The organism is Actinomadura sp. SCN-SB (genome assembly GCF_043906805.1).
In the GTDB taxonomy this organism is placed as follows: Bacteria; Actinomycetota; Actinomycetes; order Streptosporangiales; family Streptosporangiaceae; genus Spirillospora.
The window spans coordinates 55,090-77,674 of sequence record NZ_JBIMPP010000034.1 but is presented as its reverse complement, the minus strand read 5'-3'; the positions used below and the strand labels follow the sequence as shown (position 1 = coordinate 77,674).

The window sequence follows — 22,585 nt, the reverse complement described above, 5'->3', positions numbered from 1 at the left end:
GCCGGGAGCGACACGCCATCCGCGATCATGCCGGATCGACGACCTCCACCGGCGCAAGCGAAAAAGGCTCACTGGTCGTCATCCGGTATTCGTCGGTCTGATCCAGGAGATCCGTGTCTTTGAAGGCTTCCTCGATGATTTCGTTCAGAGGAGAACTGTAGCGTTCTTCGATATCGGTGAAGTCCGCCGCATCGGACAACGACCGATGCAGCCACAGACGTAGCGGTTCGGGTCGCTCGAAGTAGAAGTCCAAGTAGTAGTCGAGAAGCTGGTGCAGGCCCTCCCGATCCCGCGTCACCCGCGCGAGGGCCTCACGGGTCGCCTCCGTCACGATGTTGTCGGCATACTCCATGACCGCGTAGTACAGGCCGGACCTGCCCCCCGGCCCTTCTGTACGGTCTCGTGGCTGACTCCCGCCGCGTCGGCGAGCATGTCGGTGGTGGTCGAGTCGTAGCCGAGGCTCGCGAACAGTTGCAGGGCCGTCTCCAGCAGGCGGGCCTGAGCGTCGTCAGAGCTCCCAGAACGCATATTTCAAGGTATAATCAATGGGCTGGATCGAAGGAGACCACATCCGCAACAAGCGTGGTCATGGATGCAGGGTGTTTCGTATGCGCGTGCGCAGGCGCCAACGGACTTCTTGAGTTTGTGGCGGTCGTCGATTTATCTGTCCACAGTGAGCTGCTCTCTTTCCCAAAAGGGGTGGTGCCAGGGAGAAACGACCCTGTGATAGAGTCCCTTCCGCATTGGAATGACGTGCAGGCGGGGTTCGGTGAAATTGCGGACCGGTGGTGAAAGTAGTCGGAGGGGAATGCCGCAGCAGGCTGAGGTCGTCCTGGACACGATCGACGAGGCGGTCGCGGCGATCGCCGCGGGCCGGGCGGTCGTTGTGGTCGATGACGACGACCGGGAGAACGAAGGCGATCTCATCTTCGCGGCGGAGCACGCCACACCCGAGATGCTCGCTTTCATGATCCGTCACACCTCCGGGTTCGTGTGCGTCCCGCTGTTGGAGGAGGACTGCGAGCGTCTGGAGCTCCCGCCGATGCATGCGGTCAACGAATGCCCCCGAGGGACGGCGTACACGGTGACGGTGGACGCGCGGGAGGGCATCGACACCGGGATCTCGGCCGCGGATCGGGCCCGTACTATCCGGCTGCTGGCCGACCCGGGCACCCGGCCCGATGATCTGCTGCGGCCCGGTCATGTCGTGCCGCTGCGGACCCGGCCTGGCGGTACGCTGGAACGCCCCGGCCACACTGAGGCGGCGATCGATCTGGTGCGGCTGGCAGGTCTACGACCCGCGGGCGTCCTGTGTGAGCTCGTCAATGACGATGGCACCATGCAGCGTCTTCCTGACCTGCGCCGCTTCGCCGACGTGCACGGCCTGACTCTGGTGAGCATCGCCGACTTGGTCAGTCACCGCCGCCGTGACGAGCAGCTTCCCAGTGCGACGGAATGAGCTGGGTACGGCCGGAGATCGTCGGCACACGGGCTCGTCGGCACGCGGGGGCGGCGCCGCGTCTGGCACCGCCCCCGTGGGGTGAGGTCAGTGCGCCGCCACGGTGACCACCACGCGCTGGTAGTGGGTCAGCTTGGGGGTGCCGTTGTCGGAGACCTGCAAGATGAGGTGGATCGTGTCGCCCGGCTTGGCGTCGGCGGGGACGGCGAAGGTCGGCGTAAGGGTGTCCGCGTTGGTGATGGGGATCGCCGTGCCCGCGTAGGTGTCGGCGTCGGCGTACTCCCACCAGTTGTAGGTGAGGGCGTCGCGGTCGGGGTCGGTGGCGCTGGCGTGCAGCTTGGCTGACTGGCCCGGCTTCATGGTCAGGGTCAGGCCCTCGCGCACGTGGGCCCGGGGGTTGTGGTTGGCATCGTCGTAGTCGCTGGTGACGCCCCACTTGGCTCGGGTGGCGAAGTCATTTTGAATGTCGGCGACCCAGCGGGTCAGGGCCAGTCGCCGTGCGGCGCGGGGGCTGGTGGCTCCGGGGTAGGACGGGTCCCCGGTGTCGGTCCATCCGGGGCCGGTGGCGTTCTTGGCGAACCTGCCGCCCCACCCGCCGTAGGTCGGGTCGTCGGACGCACGTAGCCCGTTGAAGTCGAACAGCCACATGAAGGAGGGAGAGTCTCCCTCGGAGATGAAGTCGTTGAGTCCGTACTGGGGGTACTGGGTCGGGTCCCAGTTGTTGTAGTCCGGATCTCCGGGGATCGGCTTGTTGTCCTTGTAGGTGCGGTATTCGGTGCCGAGCAGGTCGCCCCTGCCGATCAGGAAGTTCTCCCGCATGTAGGGACCTTGCAGGTAGCTCTTCTGGTCTGGCGGTACCGAGTTGGGCCAGGAGTAGGCGAAGCCCCAGAACTGGTCGAGGTTGTCGATGACCCGGACGCCCGGCCAGGTCGGCTTGATGTAGGCGGTCAAGGTGCTGTCCTGGGTCAGGATGTTGTAGATCACGAGCTTTTTGTTGATCTTGGCTTGGACGGCGGCCCAGTGCTTGGTGCCCGAGTACTGTTCCTGGATCGACTTCAAGGCGCGCGCCAGGGTGTTGGTGCCGCCCCATGCCTGGGCGTGGACGGGCTCGGGGTTGTTGTCGAGGAGGATCTTCCTGATCGCCTCCGAGCCCTCGGTGACCTTGGTCATCTCACCGACGTTGTCGATGTTGCCGATCTTGTAGACCTTGCGGAGCCGGTCGGGGTTCGGGTAGCCGGCGGCGTGGTTGCGCAGCTTGGGATACAGCTTGCCGTACAGGTCGATCTGGCGATTGAGCCATTCGGTGCCCGTCCACCGGTGCGGCGGGACGGTGCCGCCGGTTTCGAGGTCGCCCTTGTAGTGGAACCTGGAACTGGTGTAGACGATCGAGGCGATGTCGAGCTCGTTGCTGTAGTAGAGCAGCCGCGTGAACGAGGCCATATCGTCGACCTCGCCGTCCTGCATGACGATGATCCGGGGTCGCTTGGGCGTGTAGCCGTTGCCGAGTGGCAGAATCTTGATCTTGATGCGGGCGGTCGCGCCGCTGCCGTCGGTGGCCTTGGCCGTGACGGTGGTCCGGCCCGGGGTGTAACCGACGACCTTGGGGCCGACCACGTAGGCGACTCGGGCGTCGGCGGAGCTGAAGTCGAGTGTCTGATCGGTGGCGTTCTCGGGCGCGACGGTCGGCTGGAGGGTCGCCGACTCGCCCACCCGCAGCGTCACGGTGGCAGTGGGGAGTGCCACGCTCCGGACGGGGATGTCCGTCGCACTTGCCGTGCCTGCGCTGAGGACGGTGATGGCTGAGGCGGCGAGCACGATGCCTGCCGAGGAGCCCAGCGCTGGCCTGGTCCGAGTGGATCGGTTGAACCTCATAGGGTTCTCCTGTCTTTGCGCCTAGGACACCCGGCGGGACGCGATGTGACCTGTGTCTCGGTGCCGGGTGAGCTGAACACTAAGAGCCCGGGAGAATGGATTCAAGCATGAATTTATATTCATGCTAGCGGGGTTCGTGGGCCGGAAGGGAGCCGCGCGCCCGTGATGCCCGTGCCGTCGCCACCGGTCGGCCTGATGTCGCGCGCGATCCGGTACGCCGCTTTCCTTGACACGTGATTTCGCACCCACTTACGGTGCTTGCATGTCTGATCGAGACCGCATAGAAATTCACGACGGTGGCGGCCCGGTGTTCGGAGCCGGTATCTGGCACTTCGCCACCTACGTCGACCGGTACGCCACCGATGGCTACGGAGAGCCCCGGACGGTCCTGGACGGGATCCGGCTCGCGGGTCAGGTGGAGGATCTGTCGGTGGTCGACCTCAACTGGCCCTTCCCGCCCGCTTCCGCCGGTATAGGCACCGGCGAGGTGAAGGACGCCCTGGCGGCGCAGGACCTGCGGGCCATCGCGGTGACGCCGGAGATCTACACCGGCACGTTCGCCAAGGGCGGGTTCACCAACCCCGACCCGGCGGTGCGGCGCGCGGCCGTGGACCTGGTCGCCGCGTCCGCCGAGGTCGGGCGGGAGCTGGGTGTCGACTATGTGAAGCTGTGGCCGGGGCAGGACGGCTTCGACTATCCCTTCCAGGCCGACTACATCGACCTGTGGGACAAGTCAGTCGGTGCCGTTCGGGAGCTGGCACTGGCGTTCCCCGATCTGCGATTCGCCATCGAGTACAAGCCGCGTGAGCCCCGCAACCGGATGGTCTTCTCCTCGGTGGCGCGGACGCTGCTGGCCATCGAGGACATGGGCGTCGACAACGTGGGTGTGCTGCTGGACTTCGGTCACGCGCTGTATGGAGGAGAGACACCGGCCGAGTCGGCGCGGATGGCGATCGCGCGGGACAAGCTGTTCGCCATCGATGTCAATGACAACTTCCGTGGCTGGGACGACGACATGGTCGTCGGGTCGGTGCACCTTCTGGAGACCTTCGAGTTCTTCTTCGCGTTGCACGATGCTGGCTGGAGCGGTGTCTGGCAGCTGGACCAGTTCCCGTTCCGGGAGGACAGCGTCGAGGCGGCCCGCGCCGGTATCCGGACGATGAAGGCGTTCCACCAGGCTCTGGGTTACCTCGATCGTAAGGAACTGGCCGAGGCGCAGGCTGCCCAGGACGCCCTCGGCGCCCAGCGCATCGCTAAGCGGGCCCTGTTCCGGGCGCTCGCGGAGAGTGAGTCCGCGTGACCGCTGTGGCCGTCACTCCGGACCCGCTCAGCCTGGACGAGGCCGCGGCCGCGCACTATCTGGAGCGCAGCGCGCGGTTGCGTGCCGCCTCGCCCGCCGACGCCGCGCCTGAACTGGCCGAGATCTCCACCAGGATCCGGCGGGACATCCTGACCACGATCCAGGCGGCCAGAATGGGGCACGTCGGCGGTGACCTGTCGGTGACCGACCTGCTGGTGACCGCGATGTGGGGCACGCTGAAACTCGACCCGTGGATCCCCGACAATCCGCTCCGCGACCGGCTCGTGCTGAGTAAGGGGCACTGTGCCGCCGCGCTGTACTCCGCGCTGGCCTCGTGTGGGTTCTTCCCGCGCGAGCGGCTGAAGGAGTTCATGGCGCCGCTGTCGCCGCTGAACGGCCACCCCAGCCGGGTCAAGGTTCCGGGTGTGGAGACCAGCACCGGCCCCCTGGGCCATGGGTTCCCCGTCGCCGTCGGCTGCGCGCTCGGCGCCCACTTGCGCGGGGAAGCATGGCGCACCCTGGTCATCCTGGGTGACGGAGAGTTGCAGGAGGGCAGTAACTGGGAGGCGGCGATGACCGCGGCCCACTACGGCTTGGCCAACCTCACCGCCGTGGTCGACCGCAACCGGCTCCAGCAGGGTGCGCGCACCGAGGACACCAAGCGCCTGGAACCGCTGGACGCCAAGTGGCGCAGCTTCGGCTGGGAGACGCGCGTGATCGACGGTCACGACCACGCGGCGATCATTCGGGCGTTCGGGCCCTCCACGACCGGGCGTCCCGTGGCCGTCGTCGCCAACACGATCAAGGGCAGGGGAGTGTCGTTCATGGAAGACCGGGTCGAGTGGCACCACAAGGTGCCCACTGACGAGCAGGTCCGCCTCGCGCTCGAAGAGCTGGCTCGATGACCGCGGTCGCCGAGCCGCTGCCCACCTTCGACTGCCGCGCCGACTTCGCCGACGAGTTGGCGATTCTGGCGCGCGCCGACGACCGGATCGTGGCGGTGTGCAATGACTCGGTGGGGTCGAGCAACCTGGTGAGGTTCCGCGAGGAGTTCCCCGACCGGCTCGTCAACGTCGGGATCGCCGAGCAGGACCTGGTCGGCGTGGCCGCCGGCCTGGCCAACGCCGGTTTCGTCCCGTTCGTGTCGGCCGCTGCGCCGTTCCTCACGGGCCGGGCCTTGGAGCAGATCAAGGCCGACATCGCCTACAGCGACCGGCACGTGGTGTTGTGCGGTCAGAGCCCGGGCATGGCCTACGGCGAACTCGGCCCGACCCACCACTCCATTGAAGACCTGTCCTGGATGCGGGCCGTGTCTGGTCTCCAGGTCGTGGTGCCCGCCGACCCGTTGGAGACCCGCAGCGCGGTGCGCTGGGCCGCCGCGTGCGGCAGGCCCTCTTATCTGCGCATCCCGCGGTTCAAGGTCCCGGCGGTCACCCCTAGCGGCGCCCCGTTCCAGACCGGCCGCGCCACCCGGCTGCGCGAGGGCGGGGACGTCACGCTCATCGCGATCGGAACCATGGTGTCCCGCGCGCTGGAGAGTGCGGAGCTGTTGCGCGCCGACGGCATTTCCGCGCGCGTGGTCAACATGACCTTCGTCGAACCGCTCGACGTCGCGGAGGTCGTCGCCGCCGGGGAGACTGGGACGGTCGTTACGGTGGAGGAGGGGCTGGTGTCCGGTGGCCTGGGCGCCGCTGTGGCCAAAGTCGTCGCCGAGCACCGACCCGTCCCGGTCCGGATGCTGGGAGTTCCCGCCTTCGCGCCGACCGGCAGCACCCAGTTCCTGCTCGACCACTTCGGCCTGAATGCCGCCGGCATCGCCCAGGCCGTTCGCGAGGCTTTGGGACGGGCCTGATGGAGTCATTTGTCCTCGCCGTCGACCAGGGCACCAGCGCCACCAAGGCGCTCCTGGTCGACCCCGCGGGCGAGGTCGCCGCCCAAGCGAGCACGCCTGTCGGGATACGCCACCCGGGCCCCGGGCGGGTCGAGCAGGACGCCGTGGAACTGCTGGAGAGCGTCCAGGCCGCAATCGCGGCTTGCCTGGCGCAGGTCGCCCCGACCTCGGTCGCCGGAATCGGGTTGAGTACGCAGCGAGAGTCGGTGGTGCTCTGGGAGAGCACGACCGGCAAACCGGCGGCCCCCTTGGTCAGCTGGCAGGACCAGCGGGGTGCGGCACGGGCCGCCGAGCTGACCGGCGCAGGCCACGCCGAGCTGGTCCGTCACCGCACTGGCCTTCCGCTCGACCCGATGTTCTCGGCGCTGAAGATGGCGGCCCTGCTCGACGAGTACGATCCCGGCCAGGGCCGGGCGGGGCGCGGTGAGCTGCGCATCGGTACCGTCGACGCCTGGCTGCTGTCCTGTCTCACCGGTGTGTTCGCCACCGAGATCGGCAACGCCTCCCGAACCCAGCTGCTCGATCTCAGAACCGGGGACTGGGATCCGGAGCTGCTGGAGCTGTTCGATATCCCGCGCGCCGCCCTTCCCGAGGTCGTTGCCTCAACCGGTCCGTTCGGTACGACCGGCAGACTGCTGTCCCCGCTGCCCGCCGGTGTCCCGGTTCTGGCCGTCCTGGGCGATTCGCACGCTGCGCTGTTCGCCCACGCAGGCTGGCGGCGGGGCGTCGTCAAGGCCACCTATGGCACCGGCTCGTCGGTGATGACCGTCGCCGGCGCACCGGGCGCGGCCGGGGGAGTATGCGACACCATCGCCTGGTCCCTCGGCAACCGGCCGACCTTCGCCCATGAGGCCAACATCCGTTCCAGCGGACGCACCCTGACCTGGCTTGCCGAGCTGCTCGACCTGTCACCCGACCAGGTGGTGAGCCTGGCCGAGGACAACGAGGCAGGTGATGTCACGCTGGTGCCCGCGTTCGGCGGGCTCGGCGCGCCCTGGTGGGACTCCCGCGCGGTCCCGGTCCTCGCCGGTTTCGACTTCGGTACTGGGCGCGGCCAGCTCGCCCGCGCCGCGTTCGAGTCCATCGCCCACCAGGTTGACGACGTCCTCAAAGCCTTCACCGGCCTCAGTCGGGTCGTCGCCGATGGCGGCCTCACCCGCAGCGCCGCGTTGATGCAACTCCAGGCCGATCTCTCTGGAGTCGAGGTCGCCAGGACGCGCCACCCCCAATTGTCCGCCGCCGGTGCTGGCGCCCTGGCGGGCCTGGCCCTGGACTGGTGGAGCACCGCGGACCTGGAACAGCGGGCCGACAGAGGGCTGGAGGCCTTCACACCGTCGTGGGACGACAAGCGGCGCGGCATCGCCGCCGCCCGATGGCACCAGCGCCTCGAGGCCGCCCGTGGTCTCGGCGTACCCCCACAGGAGGGAACGCGATGACAGCAGCCCAGGAACCGCGGGCAAGAGTGAACGCCTCCCGCATGCTCGGCCGGCTCACCCTCGGTAGAGGTGCCCTCATCGCCCTGGTCGTGCTCGTCGTCCTCATCCTCGCCGACACCACCTACCGCTCAGACCAGGCCCCCCAAGCGGGCGAGAGCCAGAAGTTCAATGCAGCCGCCTACGGCGCCGCGACCTACGCCTCAAAGGTCGTGCCCACCATCGAAAAGAAGGCCGTCGACATTGTCACGCTGCACAAGGCCATCGCCGCTGGCACCGAGGCGGCGGGGCAACGGTACGGCAACCGGGAAGGCACCGGCCCATACAGCTATGCCGTCACCCTGACCGGGACAGCGGGCGAGGTGAACGGGGGCCTGCTGCGGGTCGAAGTGCCCGGAGCCGACGATGCTCGCGTCGCCGTGCAGGTCGGCCCCGCGGTCAACGGCACCGCCTTGCGCGACGCCGTCGGCTTCATCAAGTTCGGCCAGTTCACCAACCAGGTCGACTACGCCGACGCAGCCACCGCCCTCAACGAGCAGGTGAAGGCCAGGGTGCTGGCCTCGCTCGACGCCGCCGCCCTGGACGGCAAGAAGATCACCGTCGTCGGCGCCATGACACCGTTGACCGCCGACCTGCTCACGGTCACGCCGATCTCGATCAAGGCGGCGTCGTGACCGCCGTGACCGAACGCCCCATCATGGCCGCGGCCCCGGTCCCGCCGATCCTGCGTGCGATGAACGTCACCAAGGTGTACGGCGGCACCCAGGCCCTCAAGGGCGTCAGCCTGGACATCGCCCCTGGCCGGGTCATGGCCCTGTTCGGCGAGAACGGCGCCGGCAAGTCGACCCTGATGAAGATCCTCAGCGCGGTGGAGTCGCCCACCACCGGACAGGTCGAGCTCGACGGGGAGGCCGTCGCGTTCGCCAGCCCACGCGAGGCCGCCGACCAGGGCATATCGATCATCCATCAGGAGCTGAGCCTGTGCCCGAACCTCAGCATCCAGGACAACCTGTTCCTCGGCCGCGAACGCACCCGCCACGGCGTCCTGATCGACGGCGCCGCCCAGCAGACCCTCGCCATCGGCGTCCTGGAGAGGCTGGGCGAGGAACTCGACCCCAGGCAGCAGGTCAGCGAGTTGCGGCTCGGCCAGCAGCAACTGGTCGAGATCGCCCGCGCGCTCCTGCAGGAGGCCCGCATCCTGATCATGGACGAGCCCACCTCGGCGCTCAGCGCCCCCGAGATCGAGGTGCTCTTCCAGGTCATCGATGAGCTGACCGCCGCGGGCGTGGCGATCATCTACATCTCCCACCATCTCGAGGAGGCGCTGGAGATCGCCGACGACGTGGCCATCCTGCGCGACGGCGCGCTGGTCGCCACCGCCGCGGCGGCCGACGTCGACCTAGCCTGGGTGGTACACAACATGGTCGGACGCGAGCAGGACGAACTGTTCCCCGAACGCGACGCCGAACCCGGACCGGTCGTACTGGAGACCGCGGACCTGTCGGTCGCCGACCCCGCCAACCCCGACCGCCTCGCCGCCGACAGTGTCTCCCTGCATGTCCGCGCCGGCGAGACGGTCGGCATCTACGGCCTCATGGGCAGCGGCCGCACCGAGTTGCTGGAGTGCCTGGCCGGACGGTTGCCCGCCGCGTCAGGAGAGGTACTCCTCGACGGCGAGCCTGTCCGCGGCGGCGTCCGGCAGCGGATCCGGACCGGGCTGACGCTGGTACCCGAGGACCGCCAGCGCGACGGCCTCATCCACACGATGAGCGTCGGCCACAACCTGTCCCTGCCCTCGCTGACCCGATTCGTCCGGGGACTGATGGTGAGCCGCTCCGCCGAGCGCGCGGCCGTCCACTCCATGATCAAGGATGTGACCGTCAAGACCGAGGGGCCCGACGCGCCCATCGACTCACTCAGCGGCGGCAACCAGCAGAAGGTCGTCATCGGTAAGGCCCTGATGACCGGACCGCGCGTGCTGCTGCTCGACGAGCCGTCCCGCGGAGTGGACGTGGCCGCCAAGGCCGACGTGTTCGAGTTGATGTCCCGGCAGGCCGAACGGGGCCTGGCCGTCCTCTTCACCACCTCGGAGACCGAAGAGGCTCTGCACATCCCCGACCGCCTGCTGGTGATGGTCCGCGGTCGCCTGGTCGCCGACCTGAGCGCGGGCGAGATCACCCGTGACCGGCTGATGAGCCTGGCCGACGGCGCCGACAGCGATCAAGAGGCGTGATATGACCGACACCCTGACCCAGGACACCGCGTCCCTCGCCCGGCAGCGCCGCCAAGCGGCCGCCGAGGCCCGCCGCCTCAGGAGGCTGAACTCGATCTTCGAACTGCGGGCGTTCATCGCGCTCGCCGTTTTGATCGTCGTGTTCAGCCTCATGTCCGACTCCTTCCTCACCCTCGACAACCTCATCACCATGACCAAGCATGTCGCGATCAACGCCGTGCTCGCGCTCGGCATGCTGCTGGTCATCCTCAAGGGCGGGATCGACCTGTCGGTCGGCTCCATCGTGGGGCTGTCAGGCGTCATCGCGGGCGAGCTGCTCCAGGGTCTCCACCTGAGCTTCCTGGGCACCATCGCCTACCCGCCCGTCTGGGCCGTCGTGGTGCTGTGCGTAGCCGTCGGCACGCTCGTCGGCACGGTCAACGGCATCCTGATCACCCGGCTGAACGTCGCGCCGTTCATCGCGACCCTCGGCATGCTCTACGTCGCCCGTGGCGCCGCCCTGCTGATCTCCAACGGCACCACCTACCCCAACCTGGCCGGGCATCCCGACACCCATAACACCGGCTTCGGCTGGATCGGCTCCGGACGGCCCCTCGGGCTGCCCGTCGCGATCTGGATCATGATCGCTCTCGCGGTCGTCATCGCCGTGCTGCTGCGCTCCACCCCGTTCGGCCGCTGGCTGTACGCCACCGGCGGCAACGAACGCGCCACCGAGCTGACCGGGGTACCCGTCCAGCGGGTCAAGACCATCGTCTACATGGTCTCGGGCGGGTGCGCCGCGATGGCCGGCGTCATCATCGCCTCGGAACTGACCTCCGCGGCACCCCAGGCCGGCGACACCTTCGAGCTGAACGCGATCGCCGCGGTCGTGATCGGCGGCGCGGCCCTGTCCGGAGGCCGCGGCACCGTCCGCGGCACCCTGGTCGGCGCGTTCGTCATCGGATTCCTGGCCGACGGCCTGGTCATCCTCGGCGTCTCGACGTTCTGGCAGATCTTCATCAAGGGCACCGTGATCGTCGTCGCGGTCATCCTCGACCAGAGCCAGCGGCGTTTCCAGCGCCGGGGAGCCGCCGCCTCCGCCGTCGCGGTGGCGGCCAAGGACGATACCGCCAGCTCAGGAAAGGACACCGAACAGCCCCGAACCGGCGCCAGCACGCCCTCCACCTGACAAGCCGGCCCTGACCCGAAGCCGGCCCTGGACCTGGCCGGTCCCTGACCGGCGCCGCTCACCGGCATCCCTCCCACCCCCATCGTCGCGACCGGCCGCGTCCCCTACCCGGCTTCCGCGCTCGCCCCTACCGCGCCCTTCGCGGGGCGCACCCCTCTCCTGGAGGCAAAGATGTCCCACCCCAACCACCGTCTCATCACCCGGGCCCTCGCGGCCCTCACCGCGGGAGTGCTGGCACTGACCGCCTGCGGCTCGTCCGACGACCCCGGCAGCGAGAAGAAGAGCAACCTGATCGCGATCATCATCCCCTCGCCTGACAACCCCTTCTTCAAGGCCGAAGGCGACGCCGCCAAGAAGAAGGCCGAGAGCCTCGGCTACCAGACCTCGGTGGCCTCCCACGACGACGACCCGAACAAGCAAAGCGAACTCATCGACGCCGCGATCTCCCGCAAGGCCGCCGCGATCATCCTGGACAACGCGGGCGCCGACGCCTCGATCGGCCCCATCCAGAAGGCCACGAACGCCGACATCCCTGTCTTCCTCATCGACCGCGAGATCAACAAAACCGGTGTCGCCAAGGCGCAGATCGTCTCCAACAACGCTCAGGGCGCCCAGCTCGCCGCACAGGAATTCGCCAAGGCGATGAAGGAAAAGGGCAACTACGTCGAGCTGACCGGTAAGGAGTCCGACACCAACGCCGGAGTTCGCTCCAAGGGTTTCAACGACGTCCTGTCCCAGTACCCCGACATGAAGCGCGTCGCCCAGCAGACGGCCAACTGGGAACAGAAGGAGGCCTTCGACAAGCTGGAGACCATTCTTCAGCGCAACTCCAACATCCAGGGCGTCATCGCGGGCAACGACACCATGGCCCTCGGTGCGGTCGCCGCGCTCAAGGCCGCCCAGAAGACCAACGTGGTCGTCGTCGGCTTCGACGGCAGCCCCGACGCGATCGCGCAGATCAAGGCGGGCACGATGCACGCCACCGCGTTGCAGCCCGCCGTGCTCGGCGCCCAGCGGGCCGTCGAGCAGGCCGACAAGTTCATCAAGACAGGCTCGACCGGCCAGCCGGAGAAGCAATCCATCAACTGCGAACTCATCACCAAGCAGAACGCCGACCAGTACGGCCTGTTCGCCAGGCTCTGACGCGATCCGGCCAGGGGCGCGGCATCGGTGTCGGCGTCTCGCCCCTGGCCAGAGCACCGCTTACCATGAAGCCGGACGCCCAGCGGCCGCAAAGGAGACAGGACAGATCCGTGGTGACCGCATCGACTCCCAGCCCAGACCACCTCAGGCTGCTGGTCAAGGTAGCGCGCATGTACCACGAACGAGGACTCCGGCAGCCGGAGATCGCGGCCCAGCTCCACATGTCCCAGGCCCGGGTGTCCCGCCTGCTCAAAGAGGCCGTCGACCGTGGCGTGGTACGCACCGTGGTCGTCTCACCGGACGGTGTCCACGCCGAACTGGAAGACGCCCTCATCGCGCAGTACGGGCTGCGTGACGCGGTCATTGCCGACGCCGGTGGCGCGGGCACGGACGTCATCCCCGCGCTCGCCGCGGCCACCGCCACCTACCTCGATGCCACCCTCAAGGGCGGGGACATCATCGGCATCTCCTCCTGGAGCGCCACACTCCTGGAGTCGGTGAACGTCATGCGCGCCAAGACCAACTCCGTCGCCGAGGAGATCGTCCAGATCGTCGGTGGCTCGGGCAGCCCCGAGGTCCAGCTCCACGCCACGCGGCTCACCAGCCGCCTCGCCGAGCTGACCGGAGCCCGCCCCGTCTTCGCCCCATCCGCCGCCCTGGTCCACAGCCGTGAACTTCGCGACCTCCTCTCCCAGGAGCCCGCCATCGCCGAAGTGATGCGAACATGGTCGCGCCTCACGCTCGCCCTGGTCGGCATCGGCGCCTTGGAACCCTCCCCGCTGCTACGACGATCTGGCAACGCCATCGCGCCCGACGACCAACGCCAGCTGGAAAAACTCGGCGCCGTCGGCGACGTCTGCACCCGCTATTTCGATGCCGAAGGACGCCCCGTCAACGCCGATTTCGACGAGCGGATCATCGGCATCGACCCCGACCAGCTCCGCGCCATCGACCGCCGGATCGGTGTCGCAGGCGGCGAACCAAAGGTGGCCGCGATCAGGGGCGCCGCCCGCGGTGGCTGGATCAACATCCTCATCACCGACGTCGATACCGCTCGAACCATCCTGCAGAACCCATGATCTGGCTGCGGCTCCCCTGATAGAGGACGACCCCACGGCAAGCGGTTCCCAACAACCAAGCAGAGAGTTCGTCCACAACTCGGAGACCATTCCCGCGGCCACGCCTGGCGATCACTGCCCAGCTAAGGATCATGGAATGGGTAACGGGGACCGAATAGGTATTCTCGCCGGAAGTGCGTGTCGCCTGCGGGCACCACGCACGCCGGCACATAAAAGGAGCGCGATTCATGGTGGACGGCCCGGAGGAGCCCGGCTTGTCTGCTCTCGGTTCACTTGCGTCCGACCAGATACGGCTGCTGACCAAGGTCGCCAGGATGTACCACGAACACGGTGTGCGCCAGCCCCAGATCGCACAGCAACTGCACATCTCGCAACCGCGGGTGTCGCGTCTGCTCAAACGTGCCGTCGATCTGGGCATCGTGCGCACCACGGTCGTCATTCCCCGCGGAGTGCACGCCGAGGTCGAAGAGAAGATCGAACAGACCTTCGGTCTGTCCGAGGTCGTCATCGCCGACAGTGACGAGCACGCCGACGAGAAGCAGCTTCAGCGCGCCCTCGGCGCGGCGGCGGCTGTTTATCTTGAGACCACACTGCTGGGCGGGGAGCGGATCGGAGTCTCCTCCTGGAGCTCGGCCCTCTTGGCGACCGTGGAGTCGATGAATCCCAAGCCCCATGCGGTGGCCGACAAGGTCGTGCAGATGCTGGGCGGCTTCGGCAACGTCACCGCCCAGAGCCTCGCGAGCCGAATCACCGGCGGCCTGGCCCACCTTACCGGCGCCACTCCCGTCTACTTGCCTGCACCCGGCCTGCTGGCCTCTAGCGACATGCGCCAGATGATCGTCACCGAACCCAACATCGAATCGGTGCTGAAGGCGTGCGGGGACCTCACCATGGCGCTCGTTGGCATCGGTAGTATCAACCCTTCCCCGCTGCTGCGAGAAAGCGGCAACGCCTTCGACGAAAACGAACTGCCCGACCTGCTAGCAGCCGGCGCGGTCGGCGATGTGTGCATGCGCTTCTTCGACGAACGCGGCAGCCACTTGCCGACTCCGCTGGACGAACGGGTCCTGGGCATCGACGCGGCGACGCTCCTGCGGATACCCCGCCGGATCGGAGTCGCCGGCGGTGCCCGAAAGCACACCGCTATCAAGGCGGCGCTGCTGGGCGGTTGGGTCAATGTGTTGATCACCGACCTGCAGACCGCACAGTGGCTATCCCGGCCGCATGCGCCCACGGACCAGACGGAGACTCCCTGAGCCTCGATCCGCGCGCGTCGTGAGGAGCTCCATCGTCTGATCGCCGTACTCCAGAAGCGTGCCCCAGCCGCCGGGGCCTGGATTGGGCAAGCACGCCCCATCGGTGTAGACATCCACGACCTGTCCATCGGTCATGAACCAGTCCCTTAGGAAGAGAGCGATATCGAGCGGGCCAGGCACCACCCGGTGGAAGGAGAGGCCCTGCTCATCCTAGCCGCGCTCAGGGTTTGCGGCCTACACCTCCGAAGTTCGATGGGACCCCATCATCGTCGGGTTCGGAGCGAGTGCGGCGCCGAGTCGGTCCCGTCCCCCGCGCGCCTCACCTCCAGAACCGGCGGGGCGGTCGCCGCCGGCGGGCTAGGCGACCCCGTGTGGAGCGGATCTGTGCCGTAGCCCTTGCCGAACCGAACCGGCATGCTGCAGCACGAACGCTGGAACGGCTGCTCGCCGGCATCAAGGACCAGCTCACACCTGGGTTAGTGAACCGGGGCCTGTTCGCCACCCACGAACTGCGCCAAGGAGTACCGCAGCGAGGTGATTGGCCGCAGGCCTGCCAGGCGGGCACGCCGCTTCTCGGAATGACCGGATTGGAGCTGATCCGGGCGCTCGGCCATTCCACTGTGCCGCGCGGCTCGGACGCGCTCCTGCTCGCGGACGAGGGGACATCGCGGGCGATAGCTGTTCTGCTGGACGACAGCGAGCTGTTTGATCGGCCGGGCGCCCGCTTCGGCTCGCAGTCGCCCGTCGCGCACGCTAGATGGCTGGCCGAACGCGAGAACATCCGGTGGGTGATCGTGTTGCGGGGTCCCCAGATCCGCATTCACCCCGCCGAACCCAATATCGGGGTTGGCCGGAAGAGCCCGAGCGAGACTTATGCCGAACTGGATCTGGCGCTTCTGCCGCCGGAGGACGCCGGGTACCTGCAGTTGTTCTTCTCACCGGCAGCGCTAAAGCTCGGCGGTACCATCGACCAGATCCTGTCGGCGTCGGCGAACTTCGCCGCCGACCTGGGTACTCGCCTGCGGGAACGGATTTACCACGACGTCGTCCCAGGCTTGGCGGTCGCGATCGCCGGCCGGATGGGCGCCACCTCCGAGAACGAGTTGGAGGAGGCCTACCATCGCACCTTGCTCATCCTGTTTCGGTTGCTGTTCCTTGCCTACGCCGAGGACCGCGACCTGCTGCCCTACGGGCGCAACCCCCGCTATAGCCGCCACGCGGTCAAGACGCTGGCCCAGGAGTTCGCAGCCGAACCCGACCCGCGGTTCGATCCAGCCGCAACATCGTTGTGGGACGACATCCTCACCGTGTGGCGTGCAGTCGATGAAGGCAACCGCGGATGGGATGTTCCTGCCTACAACGGTGGCCTGTTCTCCCATGATCAGCAACGCAATCCGTCTGGCACCGCACTGACCGACCTCCGACTGACCGATGCCGAGTTCGGGCCCGCGCTGCGGGCGCTGCTGGTAGACAGTGGTGAGGACGGCACGCAAGGGCCGGTGGACTTCCGGTCGCTCTCCGTGCGGGAGTTCGGCACCATCTATGAGGGGCTCTTGGAGTCGTCGCTGTCCCTGGCCCCGACAGCGCTCACGGTCGACACCAAGGGCAAGTACGTGCCTGCTGGAGACGGTGACACCGTCGAGGTTCCCGCCGGACAGGTGTATCCCCACAACAAGTCGGGCGTGCGTAAGTCGACCGGCTCCTACTTCACCAAGCCGTTTGCCGTGGACCACCTGCTGGACCATGCGTTGGAACCCGCGCTCGCCGACCACCTGGACAGGGTCCGTGCCTTCTTGGACGCCGGTGACGAAGCCGCAGCAGCCGACGCCTTCTTTGACTTCCGGGTCGCGGACCTTGCCATGGGGTCGGGGCACTTCCTGGTCGCCGCAATCGACCGGATCGCCATCCGATTCACCTCTTTCGTGACCGAGCACCCCATCCCCACAGTCCACGACGAGCTGACCCGTTTGGGCAACGCCGCTCGCGACGCTCTCGGCGATCAAGCGGGCGATGTGGAGATCGAGTGGTCCACGCTCCTGCGCCGCCAGGTTGCCCGCCGATGCATCTACGGCCTGGATCTGAACCTGATGGCAGTCGAACTGGCTCGGCTGGCAGTGTGGATCCACACCTTCATACCCGGGCTGCCCATGTCCTCGTTGGACCACGGATTGGTTCGGGGCAACAGCCTGACGGGCATCGGCACCATCGACGAAGTGCTGGATGTCCTAGACCCGGACACTGGTGGCGCCACCATCAGCATCTTCGACGAGCCCATCCGTGATGTCCTGGAAACGGCACGGACCCGACTGGCGCGTGTGGCCCGCACAGCGGAAGCCACCAAGCAAGAAGTGCACGCGGCCGCCCGCGCCTACAACGAGGCGCTCTCGGAAGCCACGGACGCCACCGCCCTGTTCAACGCAGCCATCGCTGTGCGCCTCGGGCTCCTCACCAACATCGCCACCCCTGATCGGGCGATCACGGAAGGCAACAGCACCGACATCCGCACCCGGATGGAGGAGATGCTGGTCGCCCACATGCCAGCGAGGTTCCCCGAAGTCTTCCTAAGGGACCGGCCCGGATTCGATGTGCTCCTCGGTAACCCGCCGTGGGAAAAGCTCCAGGTCGAAGAACATTCGTTCTACGCGCCGCACTTCCCTGGCTTGCGAAGCCTGAGCCAGGCCCGAGCCAACCAGGAGATGGAACGCATCCGCCGCGAGCGGCCCGACCTCGCGCAGGAATACCGGCGGCAGACGGACGCGATGCAACTCGTCAAGACGGCCCTGGCGAAAGGGCCGTACCCAGGTCTGACAGCCGGCAGGCCCGACCTGTACAAGGCGTTCGCGTGGCGCATGTGGCACCTGACCCGCGAAGGCGGCCGCATCGGAGTGGTGCTTCCCCGCAAGGCACTCGAAGCCAGCGGAATGGCCGATTGGCGACAGGTCGTCCTCCGCGAGGGAACGGTCACCGACCTCACCACGCTCACCAACACGGGTCGGTGGGTGTTCGATGACGTCCATCCGCAGTACACCATCGGGTTGGTCAGCCTACGCGTAGATCGTTCATCGGAACCGGGACGACAGCTCCCGCTGCGCGGCCCCTTCCATGACCTGGCCAGCTTCCATGCCGGAACGGTGAACCCCGCCGACGAACTTTCGGTCGACGCCTTACTGAACTGGTCGGAACCGGCGGCGATCCCCCTGCCGCCCGACGCCGATGCCCTCCGGGTCTTCCTCACCATCCGGGGACATCCCCGGCTCGACCGGCCGGGCCCGGTCTGGCAGGTCCGGGGACTTCGCGAACTCAACGCCACCGACGACAAGCACCACTTCCGGTTCGACCACGCCCCCGGACTATGGCCGGTCTACAAGGGCGAATCCTTCGAACGATGGAACCCCGAAACGGGAACCGTGTACGCGTGGGCAGACCCCGCACACATCACCGACGTTCTTCAAGCCCTTCGCGCCAACCAGGTCCGAACGAGGAGGTCAGCCTTCTACCGGATGCCAACGACTTGGGCGGCCGACCCGAACACGCTGCCGTGCATGGCTCCCAGGATCGCCTGGCGGGATGTGGCACGGGCCACCGACACCCGCACCATCGTGGCGGCTCTCGTGCCACCGCAGACCATCCTCACCCACCAAGCCTTCTACCTTTTCTGGCGGGACGGAGGAGCCAAACATCAGGCCTACGTCCTCGGCGTCATCTCCGCCATTCCCTTCGATTGGTTTGCCCGGCAAATGGTGGAGTCGCATGTGACCATCGAGTTCATGCGGGCCGCACCGATCCCGCAATTCGCCCCGGACGCTGCGCTGTGCCAGCGGGTCGTTCACGTCGCTGGCAGGCTCGCGGCGGTCGACCACAGATACGCCGACTGGGCCGCCGAAGCAGAGGTCCCCGTCGCCTCAGTGACTGACCCGGCCGAACGTTACAGCCTCATCGCCGAACTCGACGCCGTGGTCGCCCACCTGTACGGCCTGAGCCAAGCCGACCTGGAACACGTCTTCGCCACCTTCCACCGTGGCTGGGACCGCCAAGACCGGCGGGCGGCGGCCCTGCACCACTACGACCGTTGGGCATCCCACTCGGTGGCGGAGACGGCATGACCACCACCCCTTGGCAGGACTTCCGGTCGACCTTCGCCACCAACCATCCCGAACAAGGGCAGACGGTCGCCGATGCGATCAACGCGTTGCTCGCCGGGATGCGACAAAACCTGGTGGAGCCACCGGTGATCGCAATCGCGTCGGCGTACTTCAACCCGGGCGGCTTCATGCTGCTCGCAGATGAGTTGGAGCAGGCGGGATCGGTGCGGTTGCTGCTCGGCGCCGAACCAGAGGAATCACAGCCACGGGAACGGCCACTGGCCGAAGGGGTGGGACGTCAGGCATCCCGCGTCCGGATACGGCGGGCGCTCGAGGGGCATGCGCGAGCACTGGGACGCGGCCGTGACCTTCTTGGTTTCACCCGCGCCGCCGATTCGTCGGCCCGCCGGCTGGTGCGATGGCTGCGTTCCGGCAGGGTGCAAGTGCGCCATTACCAGGCGGGATTCCTGCACGGCAAGGCGTTCATCGTGGAGACCGCAATGCCCGGGGTGATCTCAGGGTCCAGCAACTTCACCTTCGCCGGCCTGTCACGTAACAAGGAACTCAACCTCGGCCAGTACCAGCCGGACACCGTCGCCGCCGTCCGCGAATGGTTCGAAGAGGCGTGGCAAGCCGCGGTCCGGTTCGACCTGGCTGCGCTGTATGAGGCGCGGTGGACCCCACACCGGCCGTGGGATGTGTTCCTGCGGATGCTGTACGAGCTGTACGGCGCGGAAGTGGAGGCCGAGTCGGCGGCTCGCGGGGCCTCACAGCTTGGGTTGACCGAGTTCCAAACCGATGGCGTCTGGCGGGCGCAGCGGATCATGGACCGCCTCAACGGGGTGATCGTCGCCGATGAGGTCGGGTTAGGCAAGACCTACATCGCCGGCGAGATCCTCCACGAGGCCGTGATCATCAATCGGCAGAAGGCGCTGGTGGTCGCTCCAGCGACGCTGCGGGACTCGACATGGCGGCCGTTCCTGAGGGAGAGGAACCTACCGGCCGATGTCGTGTCGCATGACGAGTTGGTGTCGGGGGTGGCGGACGCCGGGCGGGTAGGCTCGTCGCTGCAGCCGCTGGACGATTACGCGCTGATCGTCATCGACGAGGCGCACGCACTGCGCAATGCCTCCACACGGCGGGCCGAAGCGCTGCGGGTCCTCACCGAGGGAGCGGTGCCCAAGAGGCTGATGTTGTTGACCGCCACACCGGTCAACAACAGCCTGTACGACCTTTACAACCTGATCTCCTACTTCGTAACCAACGACGCCGCGTTCGCCGACTCGGGGATTCCGTCATTGAAGGGTTACTTCGACCGGGCCATGGCCGTGCACCCGGACGAACTGTCGCCCGAGCACCTGTTCGATGTGATCGACCGGGTCGCGGTGCGGCGTACCCGCCGATTCATCCGCCACCACTACTCCGGCGACCGCGTCGTCATCAACGGTGTCGCCCGTCAGATCAGCTTCCCGACACCGCGCGTCCGTCGGGTCGACTACGACCTGGAGGAGGCGCTACCGGGACTGTTCGCCCAGCTCGCCACCGCGCTGGGCGCCCATTCCGACGACGACCCGGAATCGGCGGTGAACCTGACCGCGCCCAGCGAGGTCCTCAGCCTGGCCCGATACGTGCCTTCCAGGTTCCGGCTCGCCAGTGACACCGAGGAACAGTTCGAGCAGCAGAACGCTGGCCTGCTGCGCTCAGCACTGCTGAAACGCTTCGAGTCCTCGGCGTACGCCTTCCAGCGCACCGTGGAGAAGATGATCGCCAGCCACGAGCAGTTCCTGTCCGCGCTGGAGCACGGCAAGGTGTTGACCGGTGACGCGCTGCGGGAATGGTCGGCCTCCGACAGCGACGAGATGGACGCCTTCCTCGAAGGTCTCCAGGACGAAACGCTTGCCGGTGTCCAAGACGCTGCCGACTACGACGTGACCGCGCTACGCCAAGCCGTCCACGCCGACCGTGACCTGCTGAGGTCCTTCCACCACCAGGTCCAGCAGCACCACGCCAGCGCAGACACCAAGATCATCGCGCTGATTGAGGAACTGGCCGCCATCGCCCAGCAGGCCGCAGAGCAGTCCATCACCGAAGACGACGAGCGGGACAAACGCAAGGTCCTGGTGTTCTCCTACTACTCCGACACGGTCGAACACATTCACGGCCAACTCCAAACCGCGGTGGAGACCGACCCCCGGTTGTCGTGCTACCGCTCCAGGCTCGCCACCGCCTCAGGTCCCGACCGGCATGGACGCGCCGAAGTCATCGCCGGTTTCGCCCCCCGCACCGCCAGCGGCGACAGCGAAGAGGACCGCTACGACCTCATCATCGCCACCGATGTCCTCGCCGAGGGCGTCAACCTCCAGCAGGCCCGCCACATCATCAACTACGACCTGCCCTGGAACCCGATGCGGCTGGTCCAACGGCACGGACGCATCGACCGGATCGGCTCCCACCACCGCGAGGTGTACCTGCGCTGCTTCTTCCCAGACCGACACCTGGAGAGCCTGCTGGGCCTGGAGGACAAACTCCAGCGCAAACTCAAACAGGCTGCCGCGGCAACTGGAGTGGGCGAGGTCCTTCCCGGTTACACCGGCCGCGACGTCAGCATCACCGAGACCCGAACCGAGATCGACCGGCTCCGCCGCGAAGACGCCACCCTCCTCGAAGAAGGCGGCTCCTCCGCACTGTCCGGTGAGGAGTACCGACGCCAGCTGGCCACCAACCTCAACAACCCCCTGACCCACCGGACGGTCCTCGAATTGGCCTGGGGCAGCGGCTCCGGGTTCGTCCGCACCGGCGCTCAGCCTGGCCTGGTTTACTGCGCACGCATCGGCGACCACCCCAAACCCTGGTTCCGCTACGTCCCGCTCACCCGCAACCTGACCGTCGAACCCGACGATGACGGCTCACCCATCGTCATCGACGACACCTTGGCATGCCTCACCGCAGCCGACCCAGGCGGCCCTGACACCCCGGCCGTCTTTCCCGACGCGATCTACCAGGCCGCCATCGACGCCTGGGCGGTCGCCAAGGCCCACATCGTCGAAGCCTGGACGCACAACACCGACCCCGCCAATCTCCAACGCCCGGTCCCCAAGGTCATGCGGGACGCCGCGGAACTCGTGCGCCACCACGGCGAGCATCTAGGCGACCGGCAAGATGAACTTGTCGAACGTCTCCAAGCACCTTACAGCCCCCGCATCCTCCGCACCGTCCGCGCCACCATGAACCAACCGGGCAGCCCCCACGATCGAGTCGACCAAGTCGCGGACCTCGCCGACCGCCTCGGCCTGGTACGCCAGCACGCACCACAACCCCTCCCGCCCATCACTTCAGACGACGTCCACTTGGTCTGCTGGATCGCCATCACGCCCCGCCTCGGACCCCTAGGTGCACAGTCTGGGACACCCGGCCACGTCATCTAGATCTTGTCGGTTCGATGGCGCAACCACGCCATTACGGCAGAGGCGGCCCGACGCTGTACGGATGCAGAAGCGGACCCCCTTCCGGAGCTGGCTGGCGGCTCATTCGTGCCCAGGTATCTGGCTTAGACGTCGAGTTCGATGACGTCACTACCAGGGCCTTCTGCGCATTTTCCTAGATTCCCTACGGCCGCCCCCGGAGTGGGGCCGGTAGTGATCCGCAGAAGGGACAGCAAACCAAGTGCCT

General features: G+C 67.3%; 15 protein-coding genes and 1 pseudogene. 13 read left to right on the top strand and 3 right to left on the bottom strand.

Features of this window, described 5'->3' with window-relative positions:
* Positions 1–25: 25 nt before the first annotated feature.
* A complete protein-coding gene (locus ACGWYJ_RS22115; RefSeq protein WP_395108150.1) occupies positions 26–352 on the bottom strand; it encodes a hypothetical protein in 327 nt (108 codons plus the stop codon).
* A complete protein-coding gene (locus ACGWYJ_RS22110) occupies positions 328–528 on the bottom strand; it encodes a TetR/AcrR family transcriptional regulator (RefSeq protein WP_395108149.1) in 201 nt (66 codons plus the stop codon). The genes ACGWYJ_RS22115 and ACGWYJ_RS22110 overlap by 25 nt, the downstream gene beginning before the upstream one ends.
* Before the next feature lie 280 nt (positions 529–808).
* On the opposite strand from ACGWYJ_RS22110, the pseudogene ribB reads away from it, so the two are divergent.
* Positions 809–1,423, top strand: a pseudogene (gene ribB, locus ACGWYJ_RS22105) (3,4-dihydroxy-2-butanone-4-phosphate synthase); the annotation flags it as partial.
* A 123-nt stretch (positions 1,424–1,546) separates the two neighbouring features.
* Here ribB and ACGWYJ_RS22100 read toward each other — a convergent pair.
* Positions 1,547–3,202, bottom strand: a complete 1,656-nt coding sequence (locus ACGWYJ_RS22100; RefSeq protein ID WP_395108148.1) for a nucleoside hydrolase-like domain-containing protein — start codon at positions 3,200–3,202, stop codon at positions 1,547–1,549.
* A gap of 391 nt (positions 3,203–3,593) precedes the next feature.
* Here ACGWYJ_RS22100 and ACGWYJ_RS22095 point away from each other — a divergent pair, with 391 nt between their 5' ends.
* The 12 genes from ACGWYJ_RS22095 (at position 3,594) to ACGWYJ_RS22040 (ending at position 22,341) form a co-directional block, all read left to right on the top strand.
* The gene (locus ACGWYJ_RS22095; RefSeq protein WP_395108147.1) at positions 3,594–4,631 is read left to right on the top strand and encodes a TIM barrel protein; all 1,038 of its coding nucleotides are present in this window, start codon (positions 3,594–3,596) and stop codon (positions 4,629–4,631) included.
* Positions 4,628–5,536, top strand: coding sequence for a transketolase (locus ACGWYJ_RS22090; protein WP_395108146.1), 909 nt, complete (start codon positions 4,628–4,630; stop codon positions 5,534–5,536). The genes ACGWYJ_RS22095 and ACGWYJ_RS22090 overlap by 4 nt, the downstream gene beginning before the upstream one ends.
* A complete protein-coding gene (locus ACGWYJ_RS22085) occupies positions 5,533–6,483 on the top strand; it encodes a transketolase family protein (RefSeq protein WP_395108145.1) in 951 nt (316 codons plus the stop codon). The genes ACGWYJ_RS22090 and ACGWYJ_RS22085 overlap by 4 nt, the downstream gene beginning before the upstream one ends.
* Positions 6,483–7,958 (top strand): FGGY family carbohydrate kinase, encoded by a 1,476-nt coding sequence (locus ACGWYJ_RS22080; RefSeq protein WP_395108144.1) that lies wholly within the window; start codon positions 6,483–6,485, stop codon positions 7,956–7,958. Before ACGWYJ_RS22085 ends, ACGWYJ_RS22080 begins: the two co-directional genes overlap by 1 nt.
* On the top strand, positions 7,955–8,629 hold the full coding sequence (locus ACGWYJ_RS22075; RefSeq protein WP_395108143.1) for a DUF2291 family protein: 675 nt from the start codon (positions 7,955–7,957) through the stop codon (positions 8,627–8,629). The genes ACGWYJ_RS22080 and ACGWYJ_RS22075 overlap by 4 nt, the downstream gene beginning before the upstream one ends.
* On the top strand, positions 8,626–10,188 hold the full coding sequence (locus tag ACGWYJ_RS22070) for a sugar ABC transporter ATP-binding protein (protein WP_395108142.1): 1,563 nt from the start codon (positions 8,626–8,628) through the stop codon (positions 10,186–10,188). The genes ACGWYJ_RS22075 and ACGWYJ_RS22070 overlap by 4 nt, the downstream gene beginning before the upstream one ends.
* Before the next feature lies 1 nt (position 10,189).
* The gene (locus ACGWYJ_RS22065; RefSeq protein ID WP_395108141.1) at positions 10,190–11,356 is read left to right on the top strand and encodes an ABC transporter permease; all 1,167 of its coding nucleotides are present in this window, start codon (positions 10,190–10,192) and stop codon (positions 11,354–11,356) included.
* A gap of 171 nt (positions 11,357–11,527) precedes the next feature.
* A complete protein-coding gene (locus tag ACGWYJ_RS22060) occupies positions 11,528–12,499 on the top strand; it encodes a D-ribose ABC transporter substrate-binding protein (protein WP_395108140.1) in 972 nt (323 codons plus the stop codon).
* A 65-nt stretch (positions 12,500–12,564) separates the two neighbouring features.
* Positions 12,565–13,578, top strand: a complete 1,014-nt coding sequence (locus ACGWYJ_RS22055) for a sugar-binding transcriptional regulator (RefSeq protein WP_395108139.1) — start codon at positions 12,565–12,567, stop codon at positions 13,576–13,578.
* Between the two features lie 227 nt (positions 13,579–13,805).
* The gene (locus ACGWYJ_RS22050) at positions 13,806–14,834 is read left to right on the top strand and encodes a sugar-binding transcriptional regulator (protein WP_395108138.1); all 1,029 of its coding nucleotides are present in this window, start codon (positions 13,806–13,808) and stop codon (positions 14,832–14,834) included.
* 371 nt (positions 14,835–15,205) lie between these two features.
* Positions 15,206–18,937: an Eco57I restriction-modification methylase domain-containing protein gene (locus ACGWYJ_RS22045; protein WP_395108137.1), complete on the top strand. Its 3,732-nt coding sequence runs from the start codon at positions 15,206–15,208 to the stop codon at positions 18,935–18,937.
* Entirely contained in the window at positions 18,934–22,341 is a 3,408-nt protein-coding gene (locus ACGWYJ_RS22040; protein WP_395108136.1) for a helicase-related protein, read from the top strand. Before ACGWYJ_RS22045 ends, ACGWYJ_RS22040 begins: the two co-directional genes overlap by 4 nt.
* The last annotated feature ends 244 nt before the right edge of the window (positions 22,342–22,585 follow it).